We start from the raw sequence: 16,281 nt of genomic DNA on the forward strand, positions 1-16,281 counted from the left end.
GGGATTTCGTATTTTTTTCTGCTTTCCTGTTGCCCTAAAGCCTTATTCCGTTATTACCCGTGTTGCGAGTCCCGGCATCCTATGCTAGACGGACCGCGAAATTCGAAAAGGTGAGGGGGATCACTTTAGCCTTTTTCGGGGAAATTGAAACGATTTCAAGAATTTGGCAAAGTTGCTGACGCGACTTGTCTTTCTTGGATGATAAGCAGGGAAAAAGTGCCAGTGGCAGACACCTCCCATGGAACATCCGGTGTAGCGGAAAGGTATGCGTCGTCGCTTTTCGAGCTTGCTCTTGAGGCGGGTGTTGTAGAGGCGGTTGGGGCCGATCTCGATGCATTCCAGTCGCTTCTCGACGAGAGTGACGATTTGAAGCGTCTGGTAGAAAGCCCGGTATTTTCGTCTGAAGATCAGGGCAAGGCCATCGCAGCTATCTGCGAAAGGGCCGGCCTGAAGACGCTTGCTGCGAACTTCCTCAAAGTTGTCGCCAAGAATCGCCGTCTGTTTGCCGTTCCTGGCATGGTACGCGCTTATCGCGAAATCGCTGCCGCACACCGTGGCGAAATTACTGCCGAAGTTACTTCGGCACATGCGCTCGATGCAGCGCAGGAAACTGAACTGAAGGCGGCGCTGAAGAGCGTTACTGGTAAGGATGTAACGGTTTCAGTAACCGTTGATCCGTCAATCCTCGGTGGCCTTATCGTCAAGGTTGGCTCCCGTCAGATCGACACGTCTCTTCGCACCAAACTTTCCACCCTTAAGCTTGCACTGAAAGAGGTTGGCTGATGGATATCCGCGCCGCGGAAATTTCCGCAATTCTGAAAGATCAAATCAAAAATTTCGGCAACGAGGCTGAGGTCTCGGAAGTCGGCCAGGTTCTGTCCGTTGGTGACGGTATCGCTCGCGTTTACGGCCTTGACAATGTTCAGGCTGGTGAGATGGTCGAGTTCCCAGGCGGCATCCGTGGTATGGCGCTGAACCTCGAATCCGACAATGTCGGTGTAGTTATTTTCGGTTCTGACCGTGACATTAAGGAAGGCGACACCGTTAAGCGGACCGGCGCCATCGTTGACGTTCCTGTCGGTCCTGAGCTGCTTGGCCGCGTGGTCGATGCTCTCGGTAACCCGATTGACGGCAAAGGCCCGATCAATGCCACGAAGCGCGCTCGCGTTGACGTAAAGGCTCCTGGCATTATTCCACGCAAGTCGGTTCATGAGCCGATGTCCACAGGTCTCAAGGCTATCGATGCCCTGATCCCAGTTGGTCGTGGCCAGCGCGAACTCGTGATCGGCGACCGCCAGACCGGCAAGACCGCGATCATTCTCGACACGATCCTCAACCAGAAGGCCATTCACGACAATGGTCCTGACGGTGACAAGCTTTATTGCGTATACGTTGCTATTGGTCAGAAGCGTTCGACCGTTGCCCAGTTCGTTAAGGTTCTGGAAGAGCGTGGCGCACTGCAGTACTCGATCATCGTTGCCGCTACGGCCTCCGATCCTGCTCCTATGCAGTATCTGGCTCCGTTCGCTGGTTGCGCAATGGGAGAATACTTCCGTGACAACGGTCAGCATGCGCTGATCGGTTACGACGACCTTTCCAAGCAGGCTGTTGCCTACCGTCAGATGTCGCTTCTTCTGCGTCGTCCTCCGGGCCGCGAAGCTTATCCTGGTGACGTTTTCTACCTTCACTCCCGTCTTCTCGAGCGCGCTGCAAAGCTCTCCGACGAAATGGGCGCTGGTTCGTTGACCGCTCTGCCGGTTATCGAAACCCAGGGTAACGACGTTTCCGCGTTTATTCCGACCAACGTGATCTCGATCACCGACGGCCAGATCTTCCTTGAAACCGACCTGTTCTATCAGGGTATCCGCCCGGCTGTTAACGTCGGTCTGTCGGTTTCGCGCGTTGGTTCTGCTGCTCAGATCAAGGCCATGAAGCAGGTTGCTGGTTCGATCAAGGGTGAGCTCGCTCAGTACCGCGAAATGGCCGCATTTGCTCAGTTCGGTTCGGACCTCGATGCCTCCACACAGCGTTTGCTGAACCGTGGCGCACGTCTGACGGAACTCCTGAAGCAGCCACAGTTCTCGCCGCTCAAGACGGAAGAACAGGTTGCCGTGATCTTTGCTGGCGTGAACGGTTACCTCGATAAGGTTGCTGTGAACCAGGTTGGCAAGTTCGAGCAGGGTCTGCTGTCCTACCTCCGTTCGGAAGGCAAGGGCATTCTCGACACCATTCGCACGGAAAAGGCTGTTAGCGATGACACCAAGAGCAAGCTCAAGGCTGCTCTGGATAGCTTCGCAAAGTCTTTCGCCTGATTAGGGTTCACACTGGGACGGATAACGGATGCCTTCACTAAAGGATCTGAAAAACCGCATTGCCTCGGTCAAGGCGACACAGAAGATTACCAAGGCGATGAAAATGGTCGCCGCGGCGAAGCTTCGTCGTGCGCAAGAGGCTGCTGAGGCTGCCCGGCCATATTCACAGCGCATGAGCGCCGTTCTGTCCAATATCGCTCAGGCGGTTGAGGCAGACGTAGCTCCTGCACTGATGACCGGTACCGGCAAGGACGACGTGCATCTGCTCGTCGTCTGCACAGCCGAGCGTGGTCTTTGCGGTGGTTTCAACTCACAGATTTCCCGTTTTGCTCGTGATCGTGCGCGTAAGCTGATCGCCGAAGGCAAGACGGTCAAAATCATGACCGTTGGTAAAAAGGGCTACGACAGCCTGCGTCGCGAATTCGCATCGAACATCATTGAGCGCGTTGAACTGCGCGAAGTGAAGAAGATCGCTTTCGAAAATGCCGACCAGATTGCCAAGAAGATCATTGCGCGTTTCAACGCCGGTGAATTCGATGTCTGCACGCTGATCTACTCCGAGTTCAAATCGGTTATCAGCCAGGTGCCGACAGGCTTGCAGCTTATTCCTGCTGCTGCGCCGGCCGCTGAAGTCGAGCAGACACCGACGACTGCAATTTATGAATACGAGCCGGATGCGGCTTCCATTCTGGAAGACCTTATTCCGCGCAACATTTCGGTTCAGGTTTTCCGGGCATTGCTCGAGAACGTTGCTGGCGAAATGGGTGCCAAAATGAGCGCGATGGATAACGCAACGCGCAACGCCGGTGAAATGATCCACAAGCTGACATTGTCTTACAACCGTCAGCGTCAGGCTCAGATCACCAAGGAACTGATTGAAATCATTTCGGGCGCTGAAGCGCTCTGAGGTTAAGGAAAGAGGGTAAGGATAATGGCTAAGGCAGCTACCCCCAAGAAAACCGCAGCGAGCACAACCGCGACTGGCAAAGTTACGCAGGTTATCGGCGCTGTTGTCGACGTGGCGTTCGAAGGCGACCTGCCTGCGATCCTCAACGCGCTTGAAGCTGACAACATGGGCAACCGTCTGGTTCTCGAAGTTGCACAGCACCTCGGCGAAAACGTCGTTCGCACGATCGCCATGGACTCGACCGAAGGTCTGGTTCGCGGTCAGGCCGTTCGTGACACCGGTTCTCCGATCACCGTTCCGGTTGGTCCTGAGACGCTTGGTCGTATCATGAACGTTATCGGCGAGCCTGTTGACGAAGCTGGTCCGCTGGTCACTTCCGGCAAGCGCGCTATCCACCAGGAAGCTCCGTCCTACGTCGACCAGTCGACTGAAGGCCAGATCCTGGTTACCGGCATCAAGGTTGTTGACCTTCTCGCACCTTACGCAAAGGGCGGTAAGATCGGCCTGTTCGGCGGCGCTGGCGTTGGCAAGACCGTTCTCATCATGGAACTGATCAACAACGTGGCCAAGGCGCACGGTGGTTACTCGGTATTTGCCGGTGTGGGTGAACGTACTCGCGAAGGTAACGACCTTTACCACGAAATGATCGAGTCGGGCGTTAACAAGCACGGCGGTGGCGAAGGCTCCAAGGCTGCTCTCGTTTACGGCCAGATGAACGAACCACCAGGTGCACGTGCACGTGTTGCTCTGACCGGTCTGACGATCGCTGAAGACTTCCGTGACAAGGGCCAGGACGTTCTGTTCTTCGTGGACAACATCTTCCGCTTTACGCAGGCTGGTTCCGAAGTGTCCGCTCTGCTCGGCCGTATCCCTTCTGCTGTGGGTTACCAGCCGACGCTTGCGACCGACATGGGCCAGATGCAGGAACGCATCACGACAACGACGAAGGGTTCGATCACTTCGGTTCAGGCTATTTACGTACCTGCCGACGACTTGACCGACCCGGCACCAGCAACCTCGTTCGCCCACTTGGACGCAACGACCGTTCTGTCGCGTTCGATCGCTGAAAAGGGTATTTACCCGGCTGTTGACCCGCTCGACTCTACATCGCGTATGCTTGACCCAATGATCGTTGGCGAAGAGCACTACGAAGTGGCTCGTAAGGTTCAGTCGACACTGCAGCGCTACAAGGCTCTTCAGGACATCATCGCCATCCTTGGCATGGATGAACTGTCTGAAGAAGACCGTCTGGCTGTTGCCCGCGCTCGTAAGATCGAACGCTTCCTGTCGCAGCCGTTCTTCGTGGCGGAAGTCTTCACCGGTTCGCCGGGCAAGCTGGTTGCTCTCGAAGACACCATCAAGGGCTTCAAGGGCCTGGTAAATGGTGACTACGATCACCTGCCAGAAGCAGCATTCTACATGGTCGGTTCGATGGAAGAAGCTATCGAAAAGGCAAAGAAGCTGGCTGCTGAAGCTGCCTGATAATGCTTTAAGAAGGGCGCGTGGCTTTTCCACGCGCCTTTGTCTGTCGCGCAACAAAACAAGAAGTGAATAGCCATGGCCGACACTTTCAAATTCGAACTTGTTTCTCCGGAGCGCCTGCTCGTTTCCGAAACGGTTACTGAAGTCGTCATTCCAGCCACTCTGGGCGAAATGACGGTGTTGGCAAACCATGCGCCGGTAATGACGACGATCAAGCCTGGTCTCGTTTCGGTGAAATTTGCCTCTGGTGAGACACACAAGTACGTGGTGTTCGGTGGTTTTGCCGACATTCTGCCAACAGGTTGCACATTGCTTGCTGAATCTGCTGTTTCGGCTGATGAAATCAGCCCTGATACATTGCAGAAGCGTATTGATGCAGCGAAGGCAGAAATCGAAGGTGGTAGCCATCACCACGAGCACCTGACCAAGCTTGAAAAGCACCTCTACGAACTGACGAACCTGCATGAGGTTCTCGTCGCTGCTTGAAAGCACCGGGCGGGTTCGAAAGAATGACTGCCCACAAAAAATGAGAAAAAAGCGGCCGTTTCGGTCGCTTTTTTGTTTTTAGACTACCCATGTTCAGCTGCTACTATCATCGCCGTTGCGAATTTGCGCTTTGATGCGCCCTAGCTCTTGGGTAGAACTAGGCTCCAATTTTGATGAAAGCCAATGGCAAGTGCGCGTGATGCTGCCAATTGTTCCGGCTTTTGTCGCATGCAGGCGAATAGGGCTGTTACTTGATGGAAACCTCGCGGAAAGTCATACGCATATCACGGCACGCAGGTGTTTTGGTGCAAGCCACACGTGCTGTTCCCGAGGAGGTGCCAATCGCCTTTTCCTATGGCGGTTCTACCCATGCCGTCATGATGGGCACACCGGCCGACTTGGAAGACTTTGCCATTGGTTTCAGCCTGACAGAGGGTATAATCCGTGATGTCTCTGAGATCGTTGACGTTGAAGTCCTTGCGGCCGATCAGGGTTACGATGTGCAGGTGATGCTTGGAGATAATCAGGCTGATGCACTGCGTGCGCGCCGTCGTCATATGGCAGGGCCAGTCGGATGCGGCCTCTGTGGAATTGAATCGATCGAGCAAGCACTTCGTCCGGTTCCCGACGTTTCAACGGCCCCGCTCAAAGCGACGTTTGATGACATTGTGTCTGCGATCACGCTGTTGTCGGACGGGCAGTCACTTAATCGGGAAACGCGCGCCGTGCACGGCGCCGGCTTCTACCTGCCAGGTGAGGGATTGCTGGCTGTCCGCGAAGATGTCGGGCGGCATAATGGCCTCGACAAGTTGGCTGGCGCTGTCCTTCGTGCTGGCCGCCGCGGCCGCGACGGTATGATTGCGGTTACAAGCCGTGTTTCCGTCGAGATGGTGCAGAAGACTGCTATTCTTGGCAGTCCCATCCTCCTGGCGATCTCGGCGCCCACTGCACTTGCCATCGAGACGGCGGAAAAGGCCGGTGTGACACTGGTGGCATTGGTGAGGGGGGAGGACTTCGAAATTTTCACCCATGCTCACAGAATTGTTGAGATGGCAGCGGGTGCGGATATCGCCTCCTGATTTTGCTTTTGGACACGGCTCTGCTATTCGTCATTTTTAAGCTGATAGCGGATGTCGCAGGAGAGTGATGTGCAACACGAAGTGATTCCAAAGCCGCCAGCCGCGGCTCAAGAATCCGATTTCGGACCGTGGCTCGCCAAGGCATCTATTCTTGTGGTGGACGATGAGCCAGGCATGCGCAATTTCCTTGTGCGCACGCTGGAAAGCCGCTGCAAATTTATCGACGAAGCAGCAGATACGGTTGAGGCCAGCCGCAAGCTGGATGAGCGTCATTTCGACATTGTCATTCTCGACAATATCATGCCGAAGAAAACCGGTCTTGAATGGCTGGCAGAACAGCGCTCCATCGGCCTTTATGCCGAAACGATCCTGATGACGGCATATGCCGATCTCGATACGGCGATACAAGCGATCCGCGCCGGTGCGGCGGATTTTGTGCTGAAACCGTTTCGGTCAAACCAGATACTAAATGCCATATCTCGCGCGCTGGACCGCATCCAGTTGCAGCGGGAGAACTTTGCGCTCAAATATGAGCTGAGGGCCGCGTCCGATCACATCTATCTGCGTGATCGGATTTTCGGTAGCTCTGCGACCATTCAGCAGACACGTGAAATGATCAGTCGCGTTGCGCCCTTGCCAACGTCGGTGTTGCTGACAGGTGAGTCCGGTACCGGCAAGGAAGTGCTGGCGCGTTCCCTTCACGAACTGTCCGACCGGGCTGGCAAACCCTTCGTGCCACTCAATTGCGCGGCTATTCCCGCTGACATGCTGGAAACAGAATTGTTTGGCCATTTGAAGGGCGCTTTCACGGGCGCGGAGTCCCGGCGCGAGGGTCTTTTCCTGCATGCGCAGGGTGGCACGCTGTTCCTTGATGAAATCGGTGAAATGCCGGTGGCGCTACAAAGCAAGTTGCTGCGCGTCATTGAAGATCGCAAGGTTCGGCCGGATGGTTCCGAGCGCGAAGTGCCGATCGATATTCGCTTTGTGTTCGCCACCAATGCCGATCTTGCCAAGGACGTTGAAAAAGGCCGTTTCCGCGCTGACCTTTATTACCGCATCAACGTCATGCAGGTGCATCTCGCGCCGTTGCGAGAACGTGAAAAGGATGTTCTTGAACTGACCGATCTGTTCATGAACAAGCTGTCGCGGCAGCTCGGCATGCCGCCTGTACAGGTGGATGATGCGATCAAGGCGGCTTTGCTCGCCTATAACTGGCCCGGTAATGTTCGTGAGCTACGTAACCTGATCGAACGTACCCTTATTCTGGGGCGTTTTCCTGCGGATCTACGTGGTGGCATTTCTGCGCCTGCCAGCAATGCCACGCTGGAAGAGGTTGAGCGCCGGCACATATTGAGTGTGCTCGACGAGGTTGCTGGCAACCGCGATGAAGCTGCAAGACGGCTTGGCATTTCCCGCAAGACCATTGATCGCAAGCTGACCTCCTGGCATGGCTGATCTGCACCATCAGCCAAAGGTCGTCAGTGCGGTTCGCTCCGTCCGCGTTAAACTGCTGGCGATTGCCCTGTTACCAACCTTGGTGATTTTGCCGCTGTTGCTGGGCGTGACGATGGTGCGTTGGGGCGCCAAGTTCGATTCGCTTCTGATCTCCAAAGTGCATGGCGATCTGACCATCGCGCATCAATATCTGTCGACCATTCTCGAAAACACCGGCGAACGTATTGAATCCATTGCGACCTCCGCACGGCTTCAGGATGTCTTGCAGGATGATACAGCGACACAATTGGGTGGTTATCTGGAAGAGAGCCGTGAGAAGCTTGGGCTCGACTTCCTGTTTATCATCGATCCCGAGGGACGGGTTACCGCCAGTGCCGGAACGGAAGTATCGCTTGTGCGGGTCAACTGGCCCGTGCGGGCCAAGGCACTGCAGGGAAAAGCAGCTTACGCATTCGACATTTTTTCCAATGACGAGTTGGGAGAGATTTCCGCTGCGCTGGCGCAACGTGCTCGCCTGGAGCTTGTAAAGACGCCAAATTCTGGGCAATCGGAACAGCTTTGGGAAACACGCGGTCTCGCCATTCACGCCGCCAGTCCGATTGATGTTTCGCCTGGCCGGCGTCTGGCTCTTGTCGGTGGCAAACTTCTCAACCAGAATCTCGATTTCATCGATACGATCAATGATCTGGTCTACAAGGAAGCCAGTCTGCCGGAGGGCAGTCAGGGTACGGCAACGCTGTTTCTGGATGATGTCCGCATCAGCACCAATGTCCGTCTTTTCGAAGGGAAGCGGGCATTGGGAACGCAGGTATCCAACGCCGTGCGGACTGCGGTGCTGGGTGAAGGGCGCGTATGGCTCGACAGCGCCTTTGTCGTAAACGACTGGTATGTCTCCGCCTATGAACCGCTGGTCGACAGTTACGGCAATCGTGCGGGCATGCTCTACGTCGGATTTCTGGAAGCGCCCTTTGCCCGCGCCAAATATGAAACGGTCGCCGCGGTGATTATTGCATTTTTTGCGATAACCTTGATGAGCATTCCGGTGTTCTTGCGGTGGGCGCGCAGCATCTTCAAGCCACTGGAAAGAATGACCGAAACCATCGCCCGTGTGGATGAGGGCGATCTTGGTGCGCGAACCGGGCTGCCTGCCACGCATGATGAAATCGGGCAGGTGGCCGTTCATCTGGATGATTTGCTGCAGCGCCTGCAGGAGCGTGAAGGGGAACTGCGCGCTTGGAATGAAGAGCTGAATGTGCGTGTTGACGAACGGACGCGGGAATTGCAGCTTGCCAACCATCAGCTGGAAGCCACCACGAAACAGCTGGTGATTTCTGAAAAGCTGGCCACGGTGGGGGAGATCACCGCCGGCGTTGCCCATGAGATCAACAACCCGATTGCCGTCATTCAGGGTAATCTCGAGGTGGCGCGTTATCTGATCGGTGAAAAGGCCGATCTGGCCAAAACCGAGTTTCGGCTGATTGATGAGCAGGTCGAGCGCATAAGCCGTATTGTCACCAAGCTGCTGCAATTTGCGCGACCAGAAGAATTCGCCGGCTATGTTGAACGGCATGACCCGGCCCATATCATGACCGATACCATGCCACTGGTTCAGCACGTGCTGAACCGCAGCGGTATCAATGTCGTGCGTGATGACAATGTCAGCCGGTTGGTGTTGATGAACCGCACCGAGTTGCAGCAGGTGCTGGTCAATCTGATCGTCAATGCCGCTCACGCAATGCCGTATGGCGGCACGTTAGGTCTTGGCTGCCATGATGCAGAGCGTGACGAGCGAGCTGGTGTTGTGCTGACAGTGTCCGACACCGGTATCGGCATGGATCAGGATGTTCTCGCTCGAATTTTTGAACCGTTTTTCACGACCAAACGGCAGGAAGGTACAGGGCTTGGTCTATCGGTCAGCCAGATGCTGGTGATCCGTCAAGGCGGTATCATTACCGCTGAAAGCACGCCCGGAACAGGAACGACCTTCACGGTCTGGCTACCTGAAGCGCAATAAATCTCCCATATCAGACCTGCTGTCCGGGCGCGATTTTGTCGCACCACCTGGACACTTTGTCGCATTGCCACGGACATTTTGTCCGAAATGCGGCGGAATTGTATTCTAATTCATTGTAATTCCGTGGTTTTATTTTTGGCACGATCTTTGCAGTTGTCAAAACGCAATTCGGAACAAGCGAAATGGGCGGGTTTTAGGAGAGGCCGCTCAAGCCGCGTCAGGGTCGGGGTCCATGACACGCAAGCCTGATCAAATGTCCCATGCCGGTGTGTGCTCACCGCCGGTCGGAACAGCCGAGTAAATGACAACAACCATATTCGCGCGGCGTCCAGCCGGGTCGAATGGAGGAAACACATGACTGCTACGAACGAGACGTTCACTGGCAACGCAGCCGGTATCGGCTTCCTTGACCGTGAGCGCATTATCGCCAAGCCTGGCTTTAACCGCTGGATGGTGCCGCCTGCTGCGCTGGCCATTCATCTCTGCATCGGTATGGCCTACGGCTTTTCCGTGTTCTGGCTGCCTTTGACCAAGGCAATCGGCATCAACCAGTCCGTCGTTTGCTCGGACATGGGCCTTGCGACTGCCCTGTTCACCACCAGCTGCGACTGGCGCGTCAGTGATCTTGGCTGGATCTACACGCTGTTCTTCGTTCTGCTGGGCTGCTCGGCTGCGATTTGGGGCGGTTGGCTTGAGCGCGCTGGCCCACGCAAGGCCGGTTTCGTATCGGCTGTGTGCTGGTGTGGTGGCATGACCATCGCTGCCATCGGTATCATGACCCACCAGCTGTGGCTGATGTGGTTCGGAGCCGGTGTTATCGGTGGTATTGGCCTTGGCCTCGGCTACATCTCTCCGGTTTCGACCCTGATCAAGTGGTTCCCTGACCGTCGCGGCATGGCGACCGGCATGGCGATCATGGGATTCGGTGGTGGTGCCATGATCGGTGCGCCGCTTGCGGATGCGCTGATGCGCCATTTCCGTACCGATGCATCGATCGGTGTTTGGGAAACCTTCCTGGTCATGGCTGCGATCTACTTCGTGTTCATGATGGCTGGTGCATTTGGCTACCGCATTCCGCCTACCGGCTGGAAGCCTGAAGGCTGGACAGCGCCTGCTGCCAAGAGCTCAATGATCACGACCCGCCACGTTCACCTGAAGAACGCGCACAAGACAAAGCAGTTCTGGATGATCTGGCTGGTACTGTGCCTTAACGTTTCGGCTGGTATCGGCGTACTCGGCATGGCTTCGCCAATGCTGCAGGAAATTTTTGCCGGTTCGCTGATTGGTCTGCCTGATGTCAAGTTTGCTGATCTGAACACGGAACAACTGGCGTCGATTGCAGCGATTGCTGCCGGTTTCACCGGTTTGCTTTCGGTGTTCAACATTGGTGGCCGTTTCGTATGGGCCTCCATGTCTGACCGTATCGGCCGCAAGGCAACCTACTTCACCTTCTTCGCACTCGGTATCGTACTCTACGCATCTGCCCCTTGGGCTGCTGGTCTCGGCAACAAGGCGCTGTTCGTGGGCATGTTCTGCATCATCGTGTCGATGTATGGCGGTGGCTTTGCAACTGTTCCGGCTTACCTTGCCGATATCTTCGGTACGCAGTTTGTTGGCGCTATCCATGGTCGTCTGCTGACGGCATGGGCAACAGCCGGTATCATCGGTCCTGTTGTGGTGAACTACATCCGTGAAGCACAGATCGCAGCGGGCATTCCACGCGCGCAGGTCTACGATTTCACCATGTATATTCTGGCGGGCATGCTGGCTGTTGGCCTCATCGCCAACCTGCTGGTGAAGCCGCTGGATGCCAAGTGGTACATGTCTGATGAAGAAGTTGCCGCCCTTCAGGCCAAGACCAAGGCCGTGGACACTGGTCCTTCCGGTTCGTTCGGTATTGGCAAGGGTGGTCTCGACGCCAGGGCGCTGATTGCCTGGGCTGTTGTTGGTATTCCGATTGTCTGGGGTATCTGGATTACCCTGCAGAAGACTTTTGTGCTCTTCGTGTAAAAAGAAAAGGCGGCTTTCGGGCCGCCTTTTTTGTTTCTGGATGTAAGTGCTACAGCGTCAGAACTCGGTCCATTGATCGGCGCGCTCTGCAGGCATGGCTGATGTGGCGTGCCGCAGACTGGCAACCATCTTATGTACCGGTGATGCGACCTGCTGGTGTCTGCTGACAAGGGCATGTGGGGTCGGTGCTTCATAGGCCTGTGCCTGAGCATTGCCGATACGGAACTGGGTCAACAGCTCCCGCAATATTTCCGATTCGCGCGCCAGACCGTGGCTGGCGGCAGTCGTTTCCTCAACCATTGCCGCATTCTTCTGCGTTGCCTGGTCCATCATGTTGACGGCCTGGTTGATTTCCGCAAGGCCGTTGGCCTGCTCGCGGGCCGCTTCGACAATCGCCGAGACATTGACGTGGATCTGGTCGACCTGATTGGCGATTTCTCGCAGCACGCCGCCTGTCTGACCAACAAGTTCGACACCATTGGCGACATGGTCGCCTGAGGTATTGATCAGGTTCTTGATTTCCTTGGCAGCACTGGCAGACCGTTGTGCCAGTTCGCGTACTTCCTGCGCGACGACGGCAAATCCTTTGCCGGCCTCGCCGGCACGTGCCGCCTCAACACCGGCATTCAACGCCAGCAGGTTCGTCTGAAACGCAATGTCGTCAATCACGCCGATGATGTTGGTGATCTCCTTGGAGGAGCGAGATATCTCATCCATGGCGCCAATTGCCTTGTCGACAATGGCACCGGAGCGTTCGGCATTGTTTTTGGTGGAAGTTACCAGCCTTCCGGCATCGTCGGCGCGCAGACTGGAATCCTTGACTGTTGTGGTGATTTCTTCGAGTGCTGCGGCGGTCTGTTCGAGTGAGGCAGCCTGTTGCTCGGTTCTTTGCGCCAGCTGGTCCGCAGCCGTGCGGATTTCAGAAGAACCTGCGGCAATTGTTGTCGCGTTGTGGGCCACCGTCTGCATGGTGTTGCGCAGTTTGGCGATGACTTCATTAAAGTCGTGCCGAACTCTTTCCATGCTTGGCACAAAGGCAGTATCGAGATTTTGCGACAGTTCTCCATCGGCCAGGGCTCTGAGGCCGTCGCCAAGTGCAGTAATTGCGCTCATGCGTGGGGTGACGTCTGTCGCAAATTTGACGACTTTGACGACGGTGCCCTTGTCGTTGAAGATTGGGTTGTAGGCTGCCTGTATCCAGACTTCCTTGCCACCTTTGCCAAAGCGAACAAATTCATCGGCAATAAATTCGCCCTGTGAAAGGCGCTGCCAGAATTGGGCATAATCGGATGTCGCAGCATAATTCGGCTCGCAAAACAGGCGATGGTGTTTTCCCACGATCTCCGAGAGGTCGTAACCCAGTGTTTTGCAGAAGTTTTCATTGGCGGTGAGAATTTCACCAGTTGAGGTGAACTCGATCACCGCCTGTGATTTGGAGAGGGCATTCAGCTTGCTGGCATCTTCGACCGCTTTTTGTTTGACGGCGGTGATGTCGGTCGCCAGCTTGATGACCTTGTAAACTTTGCCGGAGCGGAAAACTGGATTGTAAGAAGCCTGTATCCAGATGTCGCGTCCGTCCTTGCGGATGCGCTTGTATTCTTTGGTGTCGTGTTTTCCCGCCGCCAGGTTTTGCCAGAACTGGGTGTATGCGGCAGATGCGCTGTAATCTGGCTCACAGAACATGCGGTGATGTTTGCCAACAATCTCGCTCAGGTCGTAACCGAGGGCTTTGCAAAAGTTTTCATTGGCATTGAGGATTACGCCGTTTGGGGTGAATTCAATCACGGCCTGCGATTTGGATATGGCATCAACGATATTTCTGGCATCACTGACTTTATGCAGGCCGAACATTGTACCCTCCGGAAACAGCGAAAGTGAGAGCGTTTACTTTCGCTTGGCAGCGTTATCGCGATTCATTCGCTGACAGGGAGAAAAATCATCAATCTCCAATATAGTGATTAGAACATTAGAATATTAAAATGTAATTGATGCATTGTTGCTTGAAGCTCTTTTTAATACAGAAAGAAAAAGGGGGATTTTAGCTGTTTGACACAAACAAAAACCGCCACGAATGGATCGTAGCGGTTTAAAATCATAGGACGTTTGGAAAGATGATCTCGCTCGCGATGTGTGGCGTAGCGTGATGCAGTTTCTTATGCTGCCAGATCTTCGATCTCGTTGCCCTTGAACATCTTTGCGAGGTTCAGGAAGCAGATCATGCCATGTTCGTTGGCGATGATGCCTTCGGAGAAGGACTTGTCGAAAGAAGCGGATACTTCCGGCACAGGCTGAACCTGATTGGCAGGAATTGTCAGAATGTCGGATACGCGGTCAACCAGCATGCCGATGACCATGTTGTGAACTTCGGCAACCACGATGGCGCTACGCTCATTGGCAACGGTGCTTTTCATGCCGAGTTTGTAGGCGAGGTCAATGATCGGAATAACAGAACCGCGCAGGTTCATCACGCCAATCACGTCAGCTGGGGCGTGCGGGATCGGGGTGCATGGCGCCCAGCCGCGAATTTCGCGGATTGTGGTCGTCTTCACGCAGAATTCCTGATCGTGCAGGCGGAATGCAATAATTTCCAAAGTGTCGCTGCCGAAGTTTGTAGAATTAATCGTCGCCATCAGAATTCTTCCCAATCTTGCTGTACTTGCGCCAAAGCAAGAGAACCATGTGTTCTGGCTGCTGGTGTGGCAACCGTACCGCGTGCTCTTGATGCCAAGGGCTGCACATCCCCTTTCACATCATTCCTTGTAACGTGAGAGTCTTGCGTAAATCTAAATTGTCTTAGCAAATTACGTAAAGATTCTGCTTCTTTTGCCAAACCATGGCTGGCGGCGCTGGTTTCTTCCACCACGGCCGCGTTCTGCTGGGTATTGGCATCGATGGAGTTGACCGCAGAATTGATTTCTTTCAATCCAGTCGCCTGCTCGCGGGTCGTTTCAATCATGGCTGCGACATTCTGATTGATCTCGGCCACCTGACGAACGATTAACTCCAGTGATTTGCCTGTCTCATCAACAAGCGAAACACCATTGGCAACCTGCTCGGTTGATTTGGTAATCAGCGCCTTGATTTCCTTGGCGGCATTGGCGGAACGTTGCGCCAGTTCACGCACTTCTTGTGCGACCACGGCAAAGCCCTTGCCAGCCTCACCGGCACGAGCTGCTTCCACGCCAGCGTTCAGCGCAAGCAAATTGGTTTGAAAGGCGATCTCATCGATAACGCCGATAATGTTGCTTATGCCCTTGGACGATTGCTCAATCTCGTCCATGGCCGCAATGGCGTTGTTGACGACAGTCCCGGAAAGCTCGGCGCCGCTCTTGGCCTTCGCTACCAGTTGCCCTGCCTCTTCCGCTCTGCGGCTGTTGTCAGTAACCGTTTGGGTCATTTCTTCCAGTGCGGCTGCGGTTTGCTCGACAGCGGCGGCCTGTTTCTCCGTCCGTTCGGCTAGAGAGCTTGAGGCAATGCTGACTTCATGTGAAGCACCAGCAATGCCCGTCGCATTGTCTGAGACAACTTTCATGGCGTCGCGCAGTCTGGCGATCGATCCGTTAAAGTCTGTGCGCAGTTTGTCGAGGGCAGGGATGAAAGGTGTGTTGAGCTGCGTCGTCAAATCGCCATTGGCGAGGCCGGTCAAACCATCAGCGATTTCATTGACGGCGCGGACGCGTTCCGTCACGTCGGTGGCAAACTTCACGATCTTGAAGACATTGCCTTCCTCATCAAGAATTGGATTGTAGGATGCCTGAATCCAGACGGGTTTTCCGCCTTTACCTATGCGCTTGAATTCCTGGGCAATAAATTCTCCAGCTGCCAATTTTTTCCAGAAGGTCGCATAGTCGGCACTGTCGCGAAACGCAGCTTCGCAGAACATGCTATGATGTTTGCCCTTTATCTCTTCAAGCCTATAACCGAGACAGTTCAGAAAGTTGCTGTTGGCCGTAATGATCTGGCCAGTGGTGGTAAATTCGATAATAGCCTGAGCGCGTGAGATGGCATTTATCTTACCCGCATCCTCGGCTGATTTGAGCTTTGCTTCGGTAATTACAGTGGCAATCTTGATAACGCTCTGGACCTTGCCGCCAATGATCACAGGGTTGTAGGAGGCCTGTATCCAGACTTCGGTGCCACCCTTGCCGATGCGCTTGTATTGTCTTGCATCCGCCTTGCCGTTCGCCAAATCCTGCCAGAACTTCCTGTAATCCTGACTGCCACTATATTTAGGGTCACAGAATATACTGTGATGTTTGCCGATGATTTCGGCGGCTGAATAACCAAGTGCGCGGCAGAAATTGTCATTTGCAGACAGTATCTTCCCGGATGGATCAAACTCAATCATCGCTTGAGTGCCGCCAAGGGCAGTCAAAACAGCTTTTGCATGTGATCCCGGAAAAAATGACAAGCTCATGGGTGGCTCCCGTCTCCGCGAGGCGTTGTACAACTGAAAGTCCGGAAGCGTTTCCATTGATTGAAACGTCAGGACTCAATGTTATGTTTGGGGTGTTTCCTGAATATGCGAAATCCACT

The 16,281-nt window shown here is 54.7% G+C and carries 12 protein-coding genes; 9 read left to right on the top strand and 3 right to left on the bottom strand.

What is annotated here, in order from left to right; translation table 11 throughout:
* The first annotated feature begins 216 nt into the window (after positions 1-216).
* The 9 genes from HGO37_RS16760 to HGO37_RS16800 all read left to right on the top strand — a co-directional run bounded on the left by HGO37_RS16760 (position 217) and on the right by HGO37_RS16800 (position 11,745).
* Positions 217-783 carry a F0F1 ATP synthase subunit delta gene (locus HGO37_RS16760; RefSeq protein WP_192490391.1) on the top strand — a complete coding sequence of 189 codons (567 nt, stop codon included), beginning with the start codon at positions 217-219 and terminating at the stop codon, positions 781-783.
* Positions 783-2,312, top strand: coding sequence for a F0F1 ATP synthase subunit alpha (gene atpA, locus HGO37_RS16765; protein WP_192490390.1), 1,530 nt, complete (start codon positions 783-785; stop codon positions 2,310-2,312). The genes HGO37_RS16760 and atpA overlap by 1 nt, the downstream gene beginning before the upstream one ends.
* 28 nt (positions 2,313-2,340) lie before the next feature.
* Positions 2,341-3,219: a F0F1 ATP synthase subunit gamma gene (locus HGO37_RS16770; RefSeq protein ID WP_250984300.1), complete on the top strand. Its 879-nt coding sequence runs from the start codon at positions 2,341-2,343 to the stop codon at positions 3,217-3,219.
* A gap of 24 nt (positions 3,220-3,243) precedes the next feature.
* Positions 3,244-4,701 (top strand): F0F1 ATP synthase subunit beta, encoded by a 1,458-nt coding sequence (gene atpD / locus HGO37_RS16775; protein WP_192490388.1) that lies wholly within the window; start codon positions 3,244-3,246, stop codon positions 4,699-4,701.
* Positions 4,702-4,776: 75 nt separating this feature from the next.
* On the top strand, positions 4,777-5,187 hold the full coding sequence (locus tag HGO37_RS16780) for a F0F1 ATP synthase subunit epsilon (protein WP_250984301.1): 411 nt from the start codon (positions 4,777-4,779) through the stop codon (positions 5,185-5,187).
* A gap of 254 nt (positions 5,188-5,441) precedes the next feature.
* On the top strand, positions 5,442-6,266 hold the full coding sequence (fdhD, locus tag HGO37_RS16785) for a formate dehydrogenase accessory sulfurtransferase FdhD (RefSeq protein WP_250984302.1): 825 nt from the start codon (positions 5,442-5,444) through the stop codon (positions 6,264-6,266).
* A gap of 51 nt (positions 6,267-6,317) precedes the next feature.
* Positions 6,318-7,721, top strand: a complete 1,404-nt coding sequence (locus HGO37_RS16790; RefSeq protein ID WP_502941425.1) for a sigma-54-dependent transcriptional regulator — start codon at positions 6,318-6,320, stop codon at positions 7,719-7,721.
* A complete protein-coding gene (locus tag HGO37_RS16795; RefSeq protein ID WP_250984304.1) occupies positions 7,714-9,735 on the top strand; it encodes a sensor histidine kinase in 2,022 nt (673 codons plus the stop codon). Before HGO37_RS16790 ends, HGO37_RS16795 begins: the two co-directional genes overlap by 8 nt.
* A 354-nt stretch (positions 9,736-10,089) precedes the next feature.
* The gene (locus HGO37_RS16800) at positions 10,090-11,745 is read left to right on the top strand and encodes an OFA family MFS transporter (RefSeq protein ID WP_250984305.1); all 1,656 of its coding nucleotides are present in this window, start codon (positions 10,090-10,092) and stop codon (positions 11,743-11,745) included.
* 57 nt (positions 11,746-11,802) lie between these two features.
* Here the strand turns inward: HGO37_RS16800 and HGO37_RS16805 are convergent, their stop codons facing one another.
* The 3 genes from HGO37_RS16805 to HGO37_RS16815 form a co-directional block, all read right to left on the bottom strand.
* Positions 11,803-13,596, bottom strand: a complete 1,794-nt coding sequence (locus HGO37_RS16805) for a methyl-accepting chemotaxis protein (protein ID WP_250984306.1) — start codon at positions 13,594-13,596, stop codon at positions 11,803-11,805.
* A 302-nt stretch (positions 13,597-13,898) separates the two neighbouring features.
* Positions 13,899-14,375 (bottom strand): chemotaxis protein CheW, encoded by a 477-nt coding sequence (locus HGO37_RS16810; protein ID WP_192490381.1) that lies wholly within the window; start codon positions 14,373-14,375, stop codon positions 13,899-13,901.
* Positions 14,375-16,162 (bottom strand): methyl-accepting chemotaxis protein, encoded by a 1,788-nt coding sequence (locus HGO37_RS16815; protein WP_250984307.1) that lies wholly within the window; start codon positions 16,160-16,162, stop codon positions 14,375-14,377. The genes HGO37_RS16810 and HGO37_RS16815 overlap by 1 nt, the downstream gene beginning before the upstream one ends.
* Positions 16,163-16,281: the final 119 nt, after the last annotated feature.

The organism is Rhizobium sp. CG4 (assembly GCF_023701965.1).
Classification (GTDB): domain Bacteria; phylum Pseudomonadota; class Alphaproteobacteria; order Rhizobiales; family Rhizobiaceae; genus Agrobacterium.

What these genes read in the sequence shown, in the direction of transcription:
- HGO37_RS16780 (WP_250984301.1), top strand. Translation starts at nt 4,777, where the DNA reads ATGGCCGACACTTTCAAATTCGAACTTGTTTCTCCGGAGCGCCTGCTC.
- HGO37_RS16770 (WP_250984300.1), top strand. Translation starts at nt 2,341, where the DNA reads ATGCCTTCACTAAAGGATCTGAAAAACCGCATTGCCTCGGTCAAGGCG.
- atpD (WP_192490388.1), top strand. Translation starts at nt 3,244, where the DNA reads ATGGCTAAGGCAGCTACCCCCAAGAAAACCGCAGCGAGCACAACCGCG.
- HGO37_RS16805 (WP_250984306.1), bottom strand. Translation starts at nt 13,596, where the DNA reads ATGTTCGGCCTGCATAAAGTCAGTGATGCCAGAAATATCGTTGATGCC.
- HGO37_RS16790 (WP_502941425.1), top strand. Translation starts at nt 6,318, where the DNA reads ATGTCGCAGGAGAGTGATGTGCAACACGAAGTGATTCCAAAGCCGCCA.
- atpA (WP_192490390.1), top strand. Translation starts at nt 783, where the DNA reads ATGGATATCCGCGCCGCGGAAATTTCCGCAATTCTGAAAGATCAAATC.
- HGO37_RS16815 (WP_250984307.1), bottom strand. Translation starts at nt 16,162, where the DNA reads ATGAGCTTGTCATTTTTTCCGGGATCACATGCAAAAGCTGTTTTGACT.
- HGO37_RS16795 (WP_250984304.1), top strand. Translation starts at nt 7,714, where the DNA reads ATGGCTGATCTGCACCATCAGCCAAAGGTCGTCAGTGCGGTTCGCTCC.
- fdhD (WP_250984302.1), top strand. Translation starts at nt 5,442, where the DNA reads ATGGAAACCTCGCGGAAAGTCATACGCATATCACGGCACGCAGGTGTT.
- HGO37_RS16800 (WP_250984305.1), top strand. Translation starts at nt 10,090, where the DNA reads ATGACTGCTACGAACGAGACGTTCACTGGCAACGCAGCCGGTATCGGC.
- HGO37_RS16810 (WP_192490381.1), bottom strand. Translation starts at nt 14,375, where the DNA reads ATGGCGACGATTAATTCTACAAACTTCGGCAGCGACACTTTGGAAATT.